The sequence below is a fragment of the Rhodococcus sp. MurmanLake-1 genome, from assembly GCF_056945715.1.
In genome coordinates this window covers 141,693-160,455 of record NZ_JBWZNF010000012.1, presented here as the reverse complement: position 1 = coordinate 160,455, position 18,763 = coordinate 141,693, and the positions used below count along the sequence as shown (strand labels likewise).

Below are 18,763 nucleotides of genomic sequence, written 5' to 3'. Positions count from 1 at the left end.
GGGTTGGTGTGGATGATGATTTCTTCGGGTTGGGTGGTAATTCGCTCAATGCGACCAGACTTGTCAGCCGCATCAACCAACACGCTGGTACCGCGTTGCCGCTTCGGACGTTGTTCGATCACCCCTCTGTGGCGGAACTTGCTGTTGCACTGGACAATGCAGAGCGTGCCGACAGGCCTGCCCTCGAGGTGCAGACTCGTCCGGAGCAGATCCCGCTTTCACTTGCACAGAATCGGATGTGGTTCCTCAATCAGTACGATGTCGAATCTGCGGCATACAACATCCCGTTGGCCATCCGACTCGCCGGCACCGTTGACGTTCCGGCGCTTCGCGGCGCCTTCGGTGATGTTCTGACGCGCCATGAGTCGCTGCGAACAGTGTTCCCCGACAACGGTGACGGCCCCGTCCAGGTGATCCTGACACCCGAGGACGTCGAGTTCGATCTGAGCCCGATCGACGTCGACCGTGGCGACCTCGATACGCGCATACTCGCTGTCCTCTCCGAAGGCTTCGACGTCACAGCTTCGGTACCGATTCGGGTCAAGCTGTTTCGTATAGAAGAATCCGAGCATGTGCTCGTGATGTCGGTGCATCACATCAGTGCGGACGGCGTATCCATGACGCCGTTGGCTCGGGACGTGATGATTGCCTACTCGGCGCGACTGACCGGCCAGGCGCCCTTCTGGGCGCCGCTGGAGATCCAGTATGCCGACTTTGCACTGTGGCAACGGGCGCTCCTCGGCGACGAGGCGGACCCGAACAGCATCGCATCGGCTCAGATCGACTACTGGAAGACAGCGTTGGACGGGATCCCGGACGCACTCGAACTTCCGACCGATCGACCACGGCCGGCGGTGGCCACCCAGAACGGTGCGATGATCCGCTTCGACATCGCGCCCGACGTCATGGAACGCGTTCGTGCGATTGCCGATCACCACCATGCAAGTGTGTTCATGGTGGTCCACGCGGTGTACGCAGCGCTGCTGGCGAGATTGTCGGCCACCTCCGACATCGTCGTCGGCACGCCGGTGTCCGGTCGAGGTGAGGCGTCCGTCGATGATTTGATCGGAATGTTCGTCGGCACGGTCGTTCTGCGAACAGATGTCGATTCCGAGCAGACGTTCTCGTCGTTGATCGATCAGGTACGTGACCGAGACTTGAGTGCATTCGGCCACGTCGATGTGCCCTTCGAGAGGCTTGTCGACGTTCTCAAACCCGTTCGCTCACAGTCTCACTCGCCGCTGTTCCAGGTTGCGTTGGCCTACGAGTACGTCGAGGACACTGCCTTCGAGCTTCCCGATCTTCGGGTGTCGGCTCTCGAATTCGACGTCACTCCAGCACAATTCGATCTTGCATTGACGCTGTTCGAGAGTGTGGACGACGCCGGCGAAGCAACCGCCGATTCGGTAGCGGTGCGTGGATCGCTCACCTACGCGACCGATCTGTTCGACCGTTCCACGGTCGAGTCGTTCGCCGAGAAATTCGTGATGCTGCTCGAGCAGTTGACCGAAGACCCGGCGAGCGTTATCGGTGATGTCGACATTCTGAATCGGGACGAGCAGAACCTGCTGGCGCCGGTGCGAGGCTTGGCGGCAGCGCATCCGGTGACCCTTTCCGAGCTGATTCATGCTGCGGTGTCGTCGAATCCGACAGGGATCGCCTTCCTGTGGAATGACCGCGCCGTCACCTACGCCGAGGCCGACGAACTGTCGACCCGACTGGCACACGTCATCGCGGAACGCAACGCCGCACCGGAAACCTTTGTCGCTCTCGCTCTTCCTCGCTCACTCGAATCCGTTCTCGCAGTGTGGGCGGTGGCCAAGACCGGTGCCGCGTACTTGCCGGTCGACCCGAGCTATCCGGCCGATCGCATCGCGTACATCCTCGGCGACTCTGGGGCAAGGTTGGGTGTGACGATCGCCGAGCAGCGTCGGTTCCTGCCGGACGACGTCGAATGGTTGGTTCTCGAGGACATCGCCGACGAACTTGCGGCAGCCTCGCTGAGCCCGATCGACGCACCCGCACGGGTCGACAATCCGGCATACATGATCTACACCTCGGGTTCGACGGGTATGCCCAAGGGCGTGGTGGTCACGCATTCCGGCCTCGCCAATTTGGCGGCCGAGCGGCGCGAACATTATCGAATCACGTCCGATGCCAGGTTCCTGCACACCGCTTCCCCCAGCTTCGACATGGCTGTCGGCGAAATGATCTCGGCTCTTTCTGCCGCGGCAACACTGGTGATCGCACCCGTGACCACGATCGGTGGTGACGACCTCGCGGAGTTGCTGGATACGCAACGAGTCACCCATGCTCTGATCACGCCGGCCGTCCTGAGCACGATCGACCCACGCGACCACGAGCATCTTCGGATCCTTGGGGTCGGCGGTGAGGCGGTGTCCGCGGATCTGGTCGATCGCTGGCAGCCCGGCCGGACCATGCTCAACGGCTACGGACCGACCGAAGCGACCGACATCTCCACGGTGGCAGACCTCGTCGAGGGACAACCGGTCACGATCGGGACGCCAGTGCGTGGGTTCCGGGCCATGATCCTGGACACTCGGCTGCGGCCGGTGCCGATCGGCACACCGGGCGAACTGTATGTAGCGGGGCCCGCACTGGCCCGGGGCTACCACAGTCAACACCTGCTCACCGCAGCACGATTCGTCGCAGATCCCTTCGGCGAACCCGGGCAGCGCATGTACCGCACCGGCGACATCGCCGCCTGGACGAATGATCTCACCGTCGAGTACCACGGACGGATCGACAGTCAGGTCAAGATTCGAGGCCACCGTATCGAGCTCGGTGAAATCGAGACGACGGCAACGCGGTGCGACGAGATTGCGCAATCCGTGGTGCTGGTCGTCGAGACTGCACTGGGTAAGCGCCTGGCCATCTACCTCGTGCCGGAGGCAGGGCGCGTCATCGACGTCGAGGCCGTACGGCACCACCTCGAATCCACGCTGCCACGACCGATGGTGCCGGATGCATACGTGGTTCTCGACGCACTTCCGGTCACGGTGAACGGCAAGCTGGATCGCAAAGCCCTTCCGACTCCGACTTTCTCCGTACCGAAGACGCAGTATCGAGCACCTGGATCTGAGACGGAAGAAACCCTCGCGTCACTGTTCGCAGACCTGCTCGGTGTCGAGACCGTGAGCGTCGACGATTCGTTCTTCGGTCTCGGTGGCGACAGCATCGCATCCATTCAACTCGTCTCCCGAGCGAAGGCTCGCGGGCTCGTGATGACACCGCGCGACGTCTTCGAGCAGAAGACCGTGGCGGCGTTGGCGCAGGTCGTCCTGCGCGCTGACGTGACCGCGCGGGAGGTACTTGCCGAGCTGCCGGGCAACGGTGTCGGCGAGTTGCCGCTGACGCCGGTGATGCGGATGGTCCTCGGCAGCACCGATCACTTCGATCGCTACTCACAGTCGATCGCACTGGATTTGCCGGTCGGTGTCGACGAACAGGGGATCGTCGACACGCTCGCCGCCGTCGTCGACCACCACGACATGCTTCGGTCGACGTTGCACAGCGACACCTTGCAGGTAGCCGAGCCCGGCAGCGTGGACGTCGCTGCTCGTCTGCGGAAAGTCGACTTCGATCCGACGGTTGTCGACAGCGCAGAAGGCCTCACCGAATTGGCGAGGTCCGAAGTGGAACTGGCTCGGCGAGAACTCGATCCGCGTGGCGGTGTGATGTTCGCGTGCGTCTGGCTCGCGCCGACGGGTGAGCCGGAAGCGGCGACGGGTCGACTGCTCGTCGTCATGCACCATCTGGTCGTCGACGGCGTGTCATGGCGAATCCTGGTGCCGGACTTCATGACCGCGTGGGCACAGATATCCAATGGTGCGCCGGCGCAACTGGCCCCCGTCGGTACGTCCATGCGGCGGTGGGCACATGCGTTGCAGGACAGCTTGGCTGCTGCGACGGCAGAACTGCCGGTGTGGCGTTCAATTGTCGACGGCGAGGATCCTGACCTGGGATCGGCGAGCTTCGATCCCTCCGTCGACTTGGTCGGCACCGTCCGCGACATCGAGGTACGCGTCGATGCTTCGACGACTCGTGCACTGCTGACCGAACTTCCGGCCGCATTCCGTGGCGGCGTCAACGACGGTTTGCTGACGGCTCTGGCGCTCGCTGTCACTCGTTGGCGTCGCGAACGAGGCGTGCACGCCACATCGACACTCATCCAGATGGAAGGTCACGGGCGAGAAGAGCACACCGCACCCGGTGCCGATCTCTCGCGGACCGTCGGTTGGTTCACCAGTGTCTACCCCGTGCGTCTCGAACTCGGTGCACTCGACATCGACGACGCCATGAACGGTGGCGCCGCAGCGGGTCGCGCCGTCAAATCGATCAAGGAACAACTGCTGGCCGTGCCCGGTCGTGGCATCGGCTACGGCGTTCTGCGATACCTGACCGGCAGTGACCACTGTGAAACGCTGCAGGACGCAACGCCGCAGATCAGTTTCAACTACCTCGGTCGTGTCTCTGCCGGAAGCGTTCCCTACGAGTTCGCAGAACTCGGCTGGGCTCCGTCAGCGGATGTCGGTGACATCGAAGGACCCGGAAACCCGGACATGCCCGCCGCGGCAGTTCTCGATATCAATGCCATCGTCACCGACACGTCGGACGAGTCGACGGGTGGCGCCTCGTTGTCCGCGACCTTCTCCTACGCCGGACGTCTCCTGACGGAGGCGGATGTCCGAGACTTGGCGGAGTACTGGACGATCGCGCTGCGGAGTCTGGTCTCGCACGCCGGCGACGGAGCCGGGGGAGGCCTGACGCCGTCCGACGTTCCGTTGGTGACGGCCTCGCAAGAGGACATCGACGCCTGGGAAGAGCGATACCCGGTGGTCAGGGACATTTGGCCTCTGTCGCCTTTGCAGCACGGGCTTGCCTTCCATTCGTTGCTCGCAGGGAACACTGCCGACGTCTATCAGACCCAGATGGTTCTGGAGCTGACAGGAACGGTGGATCCGGTGCGAATGAACCGGGCCGTGACTTCACTGCTGAACCGTCACGACAACCTGCGGACCGCCTACGTCACGGATCTTTCGGGCGAACTCGCGCAGATCGTTCTCGGTGAGATCGATATTCCGTGGCGTGTGGTCGACCTCGGTGCGGTGCCGGAGAGCGAGCGCGAGGTTGCTTACGATCGAGCCCTCGAGCGCGATCGATCCGAGCGTTTCGATTTGGCAACACCGCCGTTGCTGCGATTCACGCTCATCACGCAAGGTCCAGGGCGGCACGCGCTCGCAGTGACGCTGCATCACATTCTGCTCGACGGTTGGTCGATGCCGTTGCTGATGAAGGACCTGATGGTCCTGTACTCAACGCACGGAGACGAATCTGTGCTTCCGCGCGCAGCGTCGTATCGTAATTACCTGGCCTGGTTGAGTTCTCGTGACACTGCGGAATCCGAGCTGGCGTGGGCCGAGGCGCTGTCCGGGCTCGAACAGCCGACATTGTTCGCCGGGCAAAGGACTGTGGGTTCGAGTGCCGGCACCGTCGAGTCGGTTGTCACCCAGGTGGAGACCGACCTTGCCCAGCAGCTCGGTGCCTTCAGCGCCGACAACGGCGTCACGCTGAACACGATGATGCAGGCCGGTTGGGGAATACTGCTGGCGCGCCAACTGGGTCGAACGGATGTCGTGTTCGGAGCAACGGTGTCGGGTCGTCCCCCCGAGCTCGATCAGGTCGAGTCGATGGTCGGCCTGTTCATCAACACACTTCCTGTCCGGGTCACGCTCGACCCCGCGGAGTCATTGCGCTCATTGCTGTCGCGCCTGCAGGTCGAACAAGCCGGACTTCTCGAACACCACCATCTCGGGCTGACGGACATCGTCAAGAGTGTCGGAAACGCCGCTGACTTCGACACGTTGACCGTCTTCGAGTCGTATCCCGTCGATGCTGAGGGGATCGCCGAAACGACCTCGATCGACGGGATGACCGTTACCGCCATCACCGGCGAGGACGCGACTCACTATCCGTTGACACTTACCGTCGTCGCTGACGACGGCATTGAGTTCACGCTCAAGTATCAGTCGGACGTTTTCGACGCGCCGACGATTCGGGTCGTGCGAGAGCGGATGCTTCGGATCCTGCGCGCACTCGTGGAGTTGCCGGACACCGCCGTCGGAAACCTGGACGTCCTGGGGGCCGACGAACGGCGCCTTCTCGTCCCGGTGTCGGGTCTGCCTGCGGCGCCCCAGTCGACCTGGGCCGATCTCATCGATTCTGCCGTCGCGCGGAACCCTGAGGGGATCGCGATCTGGGCCGACGGTCGTGCATGGTCGTATCGAGAAGCGGACGCCTGGTCCAACCGCCTGGCCCGAATTCTGCTCGATCAGGGTGTCGGTCCGGAAACCTTTGTAGCCGTGGCACTCCGGCGATCGGCAGCGTCCGTGATGTCGGTGTGGGCAGTGACGAAGACCGGCGCCGCCTACTTGCCCGTCGATCCTGACTATCCGGTTGAGCGGATCGAGCACATGATCACAGACTCCGACGCTGTCATCGGCATCAGCCGAGGTGGGAATCAACTTCCCGATTCGGTGCGCTGGCTCGATCTGGACGCACTCGAAACCGCGATCCAAGAGCTACCCGACTCGAGTATCGCGGGAGCGGCTCGCATCGACAATCCCGCCTACATGATCTACACGTCCGGATCCACGGGCAAACCGAAGGGCGTCGTGGTCACGCATGGTGGTCTCGCGAACCTTGCCGCCGAGCGTCGTGAGCACTATCGCGTCGACTCGCACTCACGATTCCTGCACAACACCTCGCCGAGCTTCGACATGTCGGTGGGTGAAATGATGTCGGCGCTCTCCGCGGCGGCGACTCTGGTCGTCACACCGCCTACCATCCTGGGCGGAGAAGAGTTGTCTCGGTTCATGATCGGACGTCGGGTCACTCACGCACTGATCACTCCGGCGATGTTGACGTCGATGGAACCGGAAGGGCTCGAAGAGCTTCGGGTTCTCGGTGTGGGCGGGGAAGCGGTATCTGCCGAACTGGTGAACCGTTGGCAGCGTGGTCGAACCATGCTCAACGGGTACGGGCCTACCGAGGCAACCGACATCTCCACCGTCGGTGATCTCGTTGCGGGCAAACCGGTCACGATCGGATCACCCGTGCGCGGATTCGACACTCTGATCCTCGACTCGCGACTGCTCCCGGTGCCGATCGGGACGCCGGGCGAACTGTACGTGTCCGGGCCGGCTCTCGCCCGGGGATACCATGACCAGTCCGTGCTCACGGCAACCCGATTTGTTGCCAACCCGCACGGCCGGCCGGGTGATCGTCTGTATCGCACGGGCGACATTGCCTCCTGGACACCCGAACTCACCATCGAGTACCGGGGCAGGACCGACACTCAGGTCAAAATTCGTGGTCATCGCATCGAACTCGGGGAGATCGACTCGGCCCTGCACGCACACCCGGACGTGGATGTGGCCATGACCCGCGGCAAGAGGACACCGTCCGGGGACACCGCGTTGGTCGCGTACGTCGTGCCGACGCCGGGGACTGCGCCGGAGGTGAGTCAGGTCGTCGCCTTTGTCTCCGAGTTCTTGCCACGTCACATGATCCCGAGTGCTGTCGTCCTCATCGACAAGGTGCCGACGACACCGACAGGAAAGGTCGACGAGAAGGCATTGCCGACCCCTGATTTTGCGTCGAAGATCGTGTATCGGGAGCCGAGCACGCCTACGGAAATCGCTGTGGCCACTGCCTTCTCGGAGGTCCTCGAGATTGCTGACGTCGGCGCCGACGACAACTTCTTCGAACTCGGTGGGAACTCACTGTCGGCGATGCGAGTAGTGACCAAACTGCGGATGTCGCTTGCTCGCGAGATCCCATTGCAGTGGTTGATGACCGAGCCGACTCCGGCGTCGATTGCGATTCGTGTCGACTCCGGACAAGAATCTTCCGGCGCGCTGGACGTCGTGTTCCCGATTCGGACGACCGGTGATCGGCCGCCTGTGTTCTTCGTCCATCCGATCGTCGGCCTGGCCTGGAGCTATGCCGGCTTGGCGCCGTACATCGATTCGGCGACTCCGATGTACGGGATCCAAACTCCAGCAGTCTCGTCCGCGGATCCGCTGCCGGAGTCCATCGAGTTCACCGCCGCCAGGTACCTCGAGGAAGTTCGAAAAATCCAGCCTGAAGGTCCGTATCACTTTGCCGGTTGGTCGCTCGGTGGCGTGATCGCACACTCGATGGCGGTGCTATTGCAGGCAGCGGGCGAGTCGGTCGATTCGTTGGTGATGCTGGACAGCTTCGCCCATGCCGCTGAAGACGGTGAAGGTTCGGACGCTGACGACGACGCGGACATGGGACTCGAGTTCGCGCACGCCATGGGCGAGTTGACTTCGGAAGATGTCGGCAGGCTTGTCTTCGCGGCCCGGCACAACGACACGTTGATGCAGGCTCACCAGCCGGGGATCTTCGATGGCGACGTGCTGTACTTCACTGCAGCGCTGGATGATCCATGGCTGAACCGTGGAGTCGATTCATGGCGTGCGTATGTCAGCGGGGATATCGTGAATCACCCCGTCGAGTGCACTCACTGGGACATCACCTCGCCCGCCGCTCTCGAGACCGTTGGTCCGTTGATGGCGCACAACTTGGAGAGGATTCGTCGGATGTCCTGAGTCGGGCGGGCGTGTTCTCGAGACACCACCTGTGTCAGGAATGGGTGCTTTCCCAGGCGAAACCGTCAGGATCCGCGAAGGGTTCGGACGCACCGGTGATGGTGATTCGGTGCGATCCGGTGCCCTCGGGAGCGAGCCCGGCGTCCTTTGCCAGGGCGCCTCGGCCGTACAGTGCCAGCGTGACATTGTTTGCTGCGCTGGTGAATTCGACGTACTTGCGGCCGAAGCTCTTCGACACCTCGAGGCCGTGGTCGAGGTAGAACTGCTTGCTGGCCTTGACGTCTTCGGCGCCGAGCAGCAGCACCAGGCTGTCGATTGTGCGGGTGGCGGGTCCATTGTTCTTCTTCGACGACGTGGCGATCTTCCAGATCGAACCGTCTGGAGCCTGAACGACTCCGCCGTATCCCCAGAGGGATTTCTTCACCGGCTTCAAGACGGCGGCACCGGCTGCGAGTGCGGCGCCGACGAAGGCGTCGACGATGTTCGGTTGGGAGACGACGAGCGAAAGGGTGTACCCACGAAACCCGGTTGTCGGTTCGTTCGATTCGCGTAGCTGGATTCGATCTCCGACGCCGAGAGCGTTGTAGAAGGCTTCGGCTGCGACGAGGTCGGGAACGTCGAGGATCACGGATTGCGCGGTGGTCATCCGGGCGCTCCCTGCTGATGTGTGGATTGACGACGTGTGGTCGGAAGTGGACTTCTGTGGTGTGTTCATGTGTTTCAACGTAATTGCGGGTCCCTTGGCTGTGCTTCTCGATTTCTGATCGGTTTGCTGAGACTGCTTGCAAGGTGCAGCGCTCGAGCGGGCACTAGGTGGGCAATTTGTCGTGAATGTACTGTTCAGCCGATGTTTTCTCGATAGGCTGATGACCGCTGATCGGACGTATCTCACGCCACCATGGAACGGGGAAACCAGTGATCGCACTGCGAGGAAAGTCGTTAGCCGCAGCAGTAGTGGTGTCCATGACGATGGCGTTGGCCGCGTGTACGTCCGCTGAATCGGCGCCCGAGGTGGGCGCCAACTACGGCTCGGACGGAACCGCCGTCGACTACCGGGAGCCGGTGAAACTGAGTAGCCGAGATGGTGTTCTCGAGGTGCGCTTGTCCGCTCATCAGGGAGTGATTCCGCTCGATACCGCTTCGGCGCCCGTGTCGAATTTTCTGCTCTTCGGGTACGAGGTCATCCGCGGTACGGCGTCGGACGGATCGACCTCGGCGAGTGACGTCTATCCGGCGCCGACTCTCCGCGTCAATCCCGGAGAGCGATTGATCATTCATTACGACAACGATTTGCAAGATCTCACGATCGAGGACTTCTACGATCCGGCATTCACACCGGCGGGCGGGGACGTGCCGATCTATCCGCCGGCGCTGACGTCGGCTCCGCTGAATCTGCACACGCACGGAGTGCACGTGAGTCCGGACGGCAATGCGGACAACGTGTTGCTCAACATTCCCGCCGGCCAGGGAAACGTGTACGACTACGCGATTCCGGGGACGATGCCGAACGGTCTCTACTGGTACCACAGTCACCGGCACACCCTCACCGCCCAGCAGACGTACATGGGCTTGGCCGGGCTCCTTGAAATCGGCCGGCCGGACGGAAATTTGCCTGTCGTGACGGCAAACGACGTTCCGATTCGCGATATGGCACTGCAGTACAACTTCGTATTCGACCGCAAAGGAAAGGGCCGACAGCTCAACGACGCGAACTGGCCCCAATTCGTCAGTACGTTGACGCCACCCGCCGGTACGGAATTAGCCGACGGGACGTACCGTCCGAGCCTTGCTCCGGTGAATTTCTCGGACACTACCGAGGGCGCGCAGTATTTCACCAACTGGTACGCGGGACCGTTGTCCCCGGCCAATCATCGTGGACAGAATCAATTCGTTCCAGGCAATCTGCAGAGCTTCGTGGGTGAATCGACGAGTGTTCCGGCCGATCCCTCACTACCGGACAACCAACGCGATGTGCAGTACACCGTGAACGGTCAGTTCCAGCCGTCGCTGAAACTGAAGCCGGGGCAGACCGAGATCTGGGTGCTTGCCAACATCAGCGACTTTGCCTACATGCCGGTTACGTTGACGGAAACCGCAACCGGCACCCATCCGAAGTTCGCAATCGTGGGGCAGGACGGAAACCCGTTCGACGAGGTCCGGCCACCCGTGGACGGGGACGGAACCAGGCTGGTGATTCCGCCGGCCTCGCGCTATGCAATCGCCGTGACGATGCCGGAGGCCGGCGATCTGGTGCTGGAGATGCCACCGCTGGAAGGTGCGAAACCGGTGAGCAATCCGGGAATTCTCTATACCAACAACGGTACCGACAATCCGCCCGCCGAACTCGGAACCGTCACCGTCGACCCGTCGGTGATCAGTTACGCGGACGGATTCTTCACGTTCCCGACTCAGCAGTTGATCCGCGCGACGCCAGACGAGGGCGAAGGGAAGACGACTCCCTTCGAGTTCGGACAGAAGCTCGATACCTACACCTCGTTCGTGGATACAGCAGCGATGACGCCCGACGTGACCCGCAACCTCACAGTGTCCGGTGGGTTCGGAAACGAGAAGGCCAGCAACAGCGATCCGAAGGCCTTCACCTACGAATTCGCCGACAACACGTTCCCCAACATCCCGCTGATTCAACCGCGGCTGAATTCCGTTGAAGAATGGAAGATCACGAACCTCAACAACGACGAACACCCGATGCATATTCACGTCAACGACTTCCAAGTGATGGAAGTCGTTGATCCCGTCGCAGGGACGACGACAGGGGTTCAGCCCTGGGGGATCGACAATGTGAACGTGCCTGCTCCGGTGACTGACGAGAATGAGAATGCTCTCGAGCCTGCGTCAGTGACGTTACGAACGAAGTTCACCGAGTACACCGGAACCTTTGTGATTCACTGCCACCGACTCAATCACGAGGACAACGGTTTGATGGCTACCGTCAGCGTGATTCCCGAGGTATCGACGTATGCCGTCGCGATACCTGGTTCGGCCGGCGTGCCCGCCAAGGTGCAGATATTCGATGCCAACGGCGACAAACTGATCACCGCTGTGACGCCCTTCCCGTCGTTCGAAGGCACCCCGAGTGTTGCGATGGCGGACGTGAACGGAGACATGGTGCTTGATCTGGTCGCTGGAACAGGTGCAGGCTCGGCTCCGGAAGTGGTGGCGTACAACGCAGTCGGCGGCGTGCCGTTCACCGACGAGTTGGCAAGATTCGCCCCCTTCGATGTGGGTTTTCGTGGCGGAGTGAACGTCGGCGGCGTCGATATCGACGGAAACGCATTGGCGGACAACATCATCGTTGCGTCGGGCCCGGGGATGGAGTCGCAGGTCAAGATTTACTCCACCGACCTTCCGGCGGACAAGAGGTCCGCACCCGCAGAATTCGGTTCGTTCTCGCCGTACCCGGGATCGAGTAGCGGAGTCACGTTCGCAACCGGAATGGTTGACAGTCACTCCGGTCGAGCGAGCATCGTGACAGCACCCGGTGCGGGCGAGGAGCCGTTGATCAAGACGTTCCGCTACGACCTGTACGAACCGACGGCGGTTGCGCAGGGCGACTCCGATGAACACGCAGGTCATACGGCTGGTCCGGCAACGACATCACAGTTCTTGGCATTCGATCAGGGCTACCGCGACGGGGTGTCTCTGTCGACGGGTTGGGTGGCCGGCGCCGAGGGCGGCGCAAAGTCGATAGTGGCAGGCATGCTCGGAGGAGAAGGATCAATCCGCGTCTTCTCGAGTGGATCCAGGCTCGACGGTGCACCCGAGATGTACCTCGAGAGTCCAGATCACCATTCGACGGACGTGGCATTTCGGGAGGTTGCAGCTTTCGACCCGTTCACCGCTCCAGGGTCGGGTGTGGGAGTGGCCACGACGAGCACGACTACCGGCGCGGATCTCCTCGTCAGCGGCAGCAACGGAACGGGTGCCGAAGTTCGGAAATTCACTCTCGGTCGTGCCGATCCGTCTGCGACCACATTGACACCGACGCTTGTGGGAACGCTGCCGCCCTATCCCGTCGGCGGGGGAGTTCTGCCACTCGGTGGTCGATGATCAGGTTTTGAGAGTTTCTGAAAGTAGTTACATATCAACCGGTCTCGAGATCGATGTTTCTTGAAACCTGTCCGTTATGTCTCTGGCTATCGAAAGTATGTTCGATTAAACTTTGAGCATGGACAGTCGGGAAGCGTGGCAACTGGATGGCGAGGGCCTCAAGGGTGAGGTTCTGGATCTGGTGCGTGTCCGGCACGAGTTGCAGTCGCGGTTGGTGTTGTTGATCGTGGAAATGTTTTCCCGTGAGGTTCTCGGCGGGAAGGGTTTTCGGGCGATCGCGCAGTGGTTGCACGGTTCGACGAATTTGGAGATCGGTGAGTGCAGTCTGCTGGTCGGGTTGGCGCGGTTGTCGATGCTCGAACCTGTTGTGGGCGATGCGTTTCATCGTGGTGACGTTGATGCGTTGAAAGCGCGTCAGGTGGCGTCGTTTTGTCAGCATCCGCCCAAGAACATGACCCCGGCAGATGTGGACAAGGCTCGCGGAATTCTGCTTGGTCTGGCGTCGAAGAACATCGCGGATTGTGATGCGGTGCGGGCAGCGATTCGGCGGATCGAGAAGCAGTACGGCAAGCGTGAGGACGGTGTTCCGGTCGGGGAGGATTCGGAGCGTAACGAGTTCTACGCCTCGAAAGGCTTGTACGGGCGGGTCACTGTAAAGGGTGACTTGGATGCTGTGAACGGGGCGCGGTTGATCACGTTGTTGTCGAGCCTGTCTGCTCCGACACCGGAGAAGGACGGTGTCAAGGACACCCGCACGCCAGCACTACGGCGCGCGGACGGGTTCTGCGAACTACTGCGCCGCTACGAGCGAGCGGGGTTGGGTCCGATCGAGGGCGGGGTGAAACCACACATCACGGTGACCGCATCGGCGAAAGACATGACCGATCTGCAAGCCTTGAAAGACCTCCTGCCGTCCACGGAGGAGGTCGGGTTCGCGTGGACCGATTGGGTGGGCCCGATCAGCATCGACACCGCACGGATGTTGGCCTGCGACTGCACGGTCACCCGGATTCTGTTGGATGAGAATGGTGTTCCGCTCGACTGCGGCAAGGAAGCGAGAACGGCGACGGTTCCGCAGCGGCGGGCTCTTGCGGTTCGGGATGGCGGTTGTGCGTTTCCAGGGTGTGGGACTCCGTCGGGGTGGTGCGATGCCCACCATATTGTTCACTGGGGTGATGGTGGCCCAACAGATCTCGACAACCTGATCTTGTTGTGCGGTCACCATCATCGGACACTGCACCACACCGAATGGCGGGTCGAGATCGGCCCCGATCGGAAGACGGTGTTCTATCCACCGATGTCCGTTGATCCGTATCAGCAGCCGATCGGCGGGAATAGTCCGCCCACCGCGGCGTGAATCGCGACAACTGAAGACGTGAGCACCGGGGCACAAGCATGCCCCGGTGCATACGCTGGCATTTCGCGTTCTGGAGAGCTCAGGGCAGCGACCAGAACTGAGTAGTCACCAGGTAGAAGACGACCACCCAGAACAAGGTCACCGCAGCGACGATCGCCACCCCTTGCGCGTTGGTTTTTGCCACAGGAATCCCCGGAGGTGGACGCAGCCAACGGTGCAGGAGCCGATTCACGTAGTACGGCATCGTGAAGAAACTCATGATGAAGCTCGACAACAGGTTGCCGATCAACAATCCGAGCCAGAGTGGCAGCTTCAGCGGTGACAGCGCCAAAGTTAGCAAGACGACAGTCGGGTAGAGACCGACCCAGACCGCGATCGAGGTTTTTGTCTCCGAAGGTGGAGGGGCCTCGTTTCCGTTCTCGTCGAAGGCAAACCAACTGCCGAACGAATTGTCCACGGTTCGCAGTTCGAAGTCGTGGAACTTGCGACCCTCGGCGAGAAGCTGTTGTCGCTCAGGGGAAGTCAGCCACGTGTCGAGATGGGCAGCATTGTCGAAGCGATACAGCAGGGTCCACTCATCCTGCACACCGTCGACTGGGCGAAACAGTTCGGTGCCGCGGAATCCGTCGAAAGCACTCTCCACCTCCCGAAGGCGATCCTGCCAGGCAAGGAACTCGTCGATACTGTCGTCACCTACTCGGTGCGTCACTACGACAGTCAGCAGTGGGTCCGGAGGCCTGATCCCGCCGCTCACTACCTGCTGCGTGGCCGGGCCGTCGAAGAACTGACGACCGCTGTCGAGGTAGTCCTGCCTCGTCGCGCTGTTGATCCACGCTTGAACATGAGCGATGGAGTCGAATCGGTACACGATCACCCAATCAGGTTGGGTGGGCGTCGGAGCCGCGATTTCTGCCCCGAGGAAGCCTGCATAATCTGCGGCCGCCCGGTTGAGATCTTTCTGCCAGACCTCGAATTCTTTCTCCAGTCCGGCACGCACTCGCTGGCCGATGATGACCGTAGCGGCGCTGTCCGCCGACGTGTTCGCGGTCATCGGTTCAGGCCTGAGTAGATGCGTTCCGGGGTGAGCGGTAGTGACCGGAATCGTGACCCGGTGGCATCCTGCAGTGCGTTCGCCAAAGCAGGGGCAACCGGATTGATGCAGCACTCCGCCATGCCCTTGGAGCGGAGCGGGCCGACGGAGTCTGATGACTCGACGAGGATCACCTCGGTGCGTGGGACATCTGCATAGGTCGGGATCCGGTAGTTACGTAGATTCGGGTTCATCATCGCGCCGTTTGCGTCTACGTGGAAGTTCTCGGTGAGTGCGAAGCCGATGCCCTGGGCGACGCCACCTTCGATCTGCCCCCGCACCTGCGCCGGATTGATGATCACCCCAGCGTCGGTGGCTTGGACACTGTAGAGGATGCGGATCTCGCCGGTGATGCGGTGGACGGCGATCCGGAAGCCATGAGTGTTGGACACCACGCTGCGCGGCGACCCGTACGCTTTCCGTGCTTCGGTGAATCGGATCCCGCGCGGGCGTGCAGCCTCGAGTAACTCTTGCAGTGTTAATCGAGTACTACCGCAGATGATCTTGTCGTCGTCCATCGAGCACAGGTCAATCGAGACGCCGGTGTGATGTGCGGCGAAGGCCAGTAGTCGATCGCGGAGCGCATTCGACGCGCGAAGTACGGCGCTCCCAGCGACAAACAGGCCGGCGCTGGCGAAAGCGCCTGTGTCGAAACCGGTTCGGTCGGTGTCCGACTGAATGATTCGTACACGTGACGGTGTTGTGCCCAGCTGATTCGCGGCGATCTGCACGTGGGCCGTAGAAGTTCCCTCACCGAATTCGACTGTGCCGATAGCTAGTTCGTATACACAGTCTTCGCCGAGGGTGAGCCAAGCCTCGGAAATGTGCTCGGTGGGTGGCGCGGTCTCATGTAGTGAACTGGCGGTACCGGTGCCGATCAACCAATCGTCTCCGAGCGAGGGAACCGGTTGGCGCTTCAACGCGGCGTCGATCAGATCGATGCATTGCCCCAGTCCGTCTTCGGTGAAGATCACGTCGTCCGGGCCGTCTTCGAGTGCGACGAGCGAATCGCCCGGTCGGACGATATTGCGTCGACGCAGTTCGAGCGGATCCATGTTCAGCGCGATGGCCAATTCGGTCATGGCCGATTCCACGGCAAAGGCCGGTTGAGTCATTCCGTACCCACGCAAAGCGCCGCTCGGGACGTTATTGGTGTACACGGAATACGCATCGAACTTCTTGTTCGCACAGCGATAGAGCGAGACTGCCGCGCCGCCGGCAAAGAGTGTCTCTCCGCCGTGGTTTCCGTATGCACCGGTGTTCGAGACGTTGCGATAGTGGAACGCGGTGAGTGTCCCGTCCGACTTTGCTCCGAGTTTGATTGTGAGTTTCATCGGATGACGCGGTGACGCGGTGGTGAACTCTTCTTCTCGGGTGAATTCGAGGCAGACGGGACGACCGGTGTCCAGGGTGGCGAGCGCCACCAGATCTTCGCTGATCACTTCCTGTTTTCCTCCGAACCCGCCGCCCACGCGTTTGCAGAACACGCGCAGCTGATCCGGGCGGAGGTCGAAGAGATGGGCGAGTTTGACCTTGGCGATGGAGGGGGACTGCGAACTTGTGCGAACGTGAAGGCGTCCGTCTTCCATCCATGAAATCGAACCGTGCGTCTCGAGATGTGCGTGCTGCACTCGCGGGGAGAAGTAGGTGCATTCGTGGATGACGTCGGCCTCGGCGAACCCGGCCTCGACGTCGCCCACGTGACCGTGAAGTTCGAGCAGGATGTTGTGCTCGGGATCTCGAACAAAGGGATCGTCGGATCCGTGCAGGGCTGGAGCGCCGTCGGCCATGGCCTCTTCCGGATCGAACACGGAAGGCAGGATCTCGTAATCGACCTTCACCTTCCGACGGCCTTCTTCCGCAGCGACGACGGAGTCGGCGAGGACGGCCACCACACGCTGACCCACGAACCGCACGACGTTGTCGAGGATGTACGTGTCGTCCGGATCAACAAGGTGGTCGGTATGAATTGCCGTTGTAAAGAGCTTGCGCGGCACGTCTTTCCAGGTGTATACGCGATGGACACCGGGGACGGCGAGCGCCTCGGTGGTGTCGATGGAGGTGATGCGTGCATGCGCGTGGGGCGAGTGCAGCACTTTCAGGTGCAGCATGCCGTCGATCGCGGTGTCCATCGTGTATTCGGCTCGACCGGTCACGACGTCGGTGGCCGCCGGCGCCCCGACGCTGGTCCCGACCGCCTGCCCGGGGAGGGCAACTTCGACAGCGCCGACACCGTTGACCGCGTCTTCGATGGATCGGTAACCGGTGCAGCGGCACAGGTTTCCCTTGAGCGCTCGCGGCAAGTCTTCTTTCTGCGCGTCGGTGAGCGCCGCGGAGGTCATGATCATTCCGGCGGTGCAGAACCCACACTGAAAGCCGGGTGCATCCCGGAACTGTTGCTGAATCGGATGGAGATCTTCGGGCGTACCGAGTCCCTCGATCGTGGTCACCGCGCGACCGTCGGCGCGAAAGGCGGGCGTGATGCAGCTGTGTATCGGCGCTCCGTCGAGCCACACTGTGCACGCCCCGCAGTCCCCGCCGTCGCAACCCTTCTTCACCCCGTGGTGTCCGAGGTGTCGAAGAAACGTCCGGAGACACTGTCCCGGGAACGGTTCCTCGTCGAACTTCCGGTCGTTCACCGTGTAGCTCATGACTGGCTCCCCGTGAGTTCGATTCGGAGCTCGTCGGCGTAGTGACGGGCGAGGTGCAGGCGGTGGTCGGGGGTTCCGTTGGGATCGTCGAACCAACTGTCGGCCGAAATGGAGTCGACAGCTCGTCGCAGAGAGTGCTCGTCCGGCATCGTGTCGAACGTCAGCCGGATCGGATGCGTAGTGCCGGCGGTGATGGTGAGGTGAAAGTCGTCGGCTCCCGGAGTCTGCGTCGCGACCATGAAGATCGTCGAACGGCCGAGGTGCGTGAGACTGAAGCGGCGGTGGGCGTGGCGTTTGGTGAGCGCGTGCACCGGGAACTCGATGCTCCGAAGAACTTCGCCCGGCTCCAGGACATTCTGGTGGTCACCGGTCACGAAGTCGCACGCGTCGACGGTCCTCACTGTTCCGGCGGTGGCCCACAGCGTGAAAGTAGCCTCGAGTGCAACTGCCAGGGTGATCATCGGTCCGGCGGGAAGCGACATACAGATGTTGCCGCCTACGGTGGCCGAATTCCACACCTTGAAAGACGAGAGGAAGTACTCGCAGCTGACGCGAATAAGTGGACTCGCATGCCAATTGTCCGGCGGGACAAACGCATACAGTTCGGCAACGGTGCACGTAGCTCCGACACGGAAATGAGTCGCGCCGACCTCCAGTGGTGTCCACCCGAGCGCGGTGAGGTCGACGAGTCGACGTGTGTCGGGTTGTTCCGCTGAGAACAGCCACGTTCCTCCCGCGAGCCAGGCGTCGCCGGGACGCCACACGTCCCCTGGGCGATCCGGTGGTCGGCGTATCACGTCGGTAATGGTGGTGATGTCCATGCGCCTGCTCCCCTCGGGGGATGTGTCGTCTCGGAGTGGGACATTACCGAGGTGACGGGACACATTCACACTTTTAGCGCATATCGGGCACGTGAAACATGGGCGATACGTACGTGACA

At 61.8% G+C, this 18,763-nt stretch carries 7 protein-coding genes; 3 read left to right on the top strand and 4 right to left on the bottom strand.

Going from position 1 to position 18,763, the window contains the following annotated elements:
• Positions 1-8 precede the first annotated feature (8 nt).
• Positions 9-8,657, top strand: a complete 8,649-nt coding sequence (locus AC2ETI_RS26585) for an amino acid adenylation domain-containing protein (RefSeq protein WP_483634645.1) — start codon at positions 9-11, stop codon at positions 8,655-8,657.
• Positions 8,658-8,691: 34 nt separating this feature from the next.
• Here the strand turns inward: AC2ETI_RS26585 and AC2ETI_RS26580 are convergent, their stop codons facing one another.
• Complete coding sequence (locus AC2ETI_RS26580) at positions 8,692-9,303, bottom strand: VOC family protein (protein WP_069147420.1); 612 nt, start codon at positions 9,301-9,303, stop codon at positions 8,692-8,694.
• 317 nt (positions 9,304-9,620) lie between these two features.
• Between AC2ETI_RS26580 and AC2ETI_RS26575 the strand changes: the two genes are divergently transcribed.
• Entirely contained in the window at positions 9,621-12,725 is a 3,105-nt protein-coding gene (locus AC2ETI_RS26575) for a multicopper oxidase family protein (protein WP_254665010.1), read from the top strand.
• Positions 12,726-12,843: 118 nt separating this feature from the next.
• Complete coding sequence (locus AC2ETI_RS26570; RefSeq protein WP_483634644.1) at positions 12,844-14,082, top strand: HNH endonuclease signature motif containing protein; 1,239 nt, start codon at positions 12,844-12,846, stop codon at positions 14,080-14,082.
• A gap of 79 nt (positions 14,083-14,161) precedes the next feature.
• Here the strand turns inward: AC2ETI_RS26570 and AC2ETI_RS26565 are convergent, their stop codons facing one another.
• The 3 genes from AC2ETI_RS26565 to AC2ETI_RS26555 are packed head-to-tail and all read right to left on the bottom strand — an operon-like array spanning position 14,162 to position 18,644.
• Positions 14,162-15,133, bottom strand: a complete 972-nt coding sequence (locus AC2ETI_RS26565; RefSeq protein WP_029255495.1) for an antibiotic biosynthesis monooxygenase — start codon at positions 15,131-15,133, stop codon at positions 14,162-14,164.
• Positions 15,130-17,823 carry a molybdopterin-dependent oxidoreductase gene (locus tag AC2ETI_RS26560; RefSeq protein ID WP_483634643.1) on the bottom strand — a complete coding sequence of 898 codons (2,694 nt, stop codon included), beginning with the start codon at positions 17,821-17,823 and terminating at the stop codon, positions 15,130-15,132. Before AC2ETI_RS26560 ends, AC2ETI_RS26565 begins: the two co-directional genes overlap by 4 nt.
• Positions 17,820-18,644: an FAD binding domain-containing protein gene (locus AC2ETI_RS26555; protein ID WP_483634642.1), complete on the bottom strand. Its 825-nt coding sequence runs from the start codon at positions 18,642-18,644 to the stop codon at positions 17,820-17,822. Before AC2ETI_RS26555 ends, AC2ETI_RS26560 begins: the two co-directional genes overlap by 4 nt.
• Positions 18,645-18,763 lie beyond the last annotated feature (119 nt).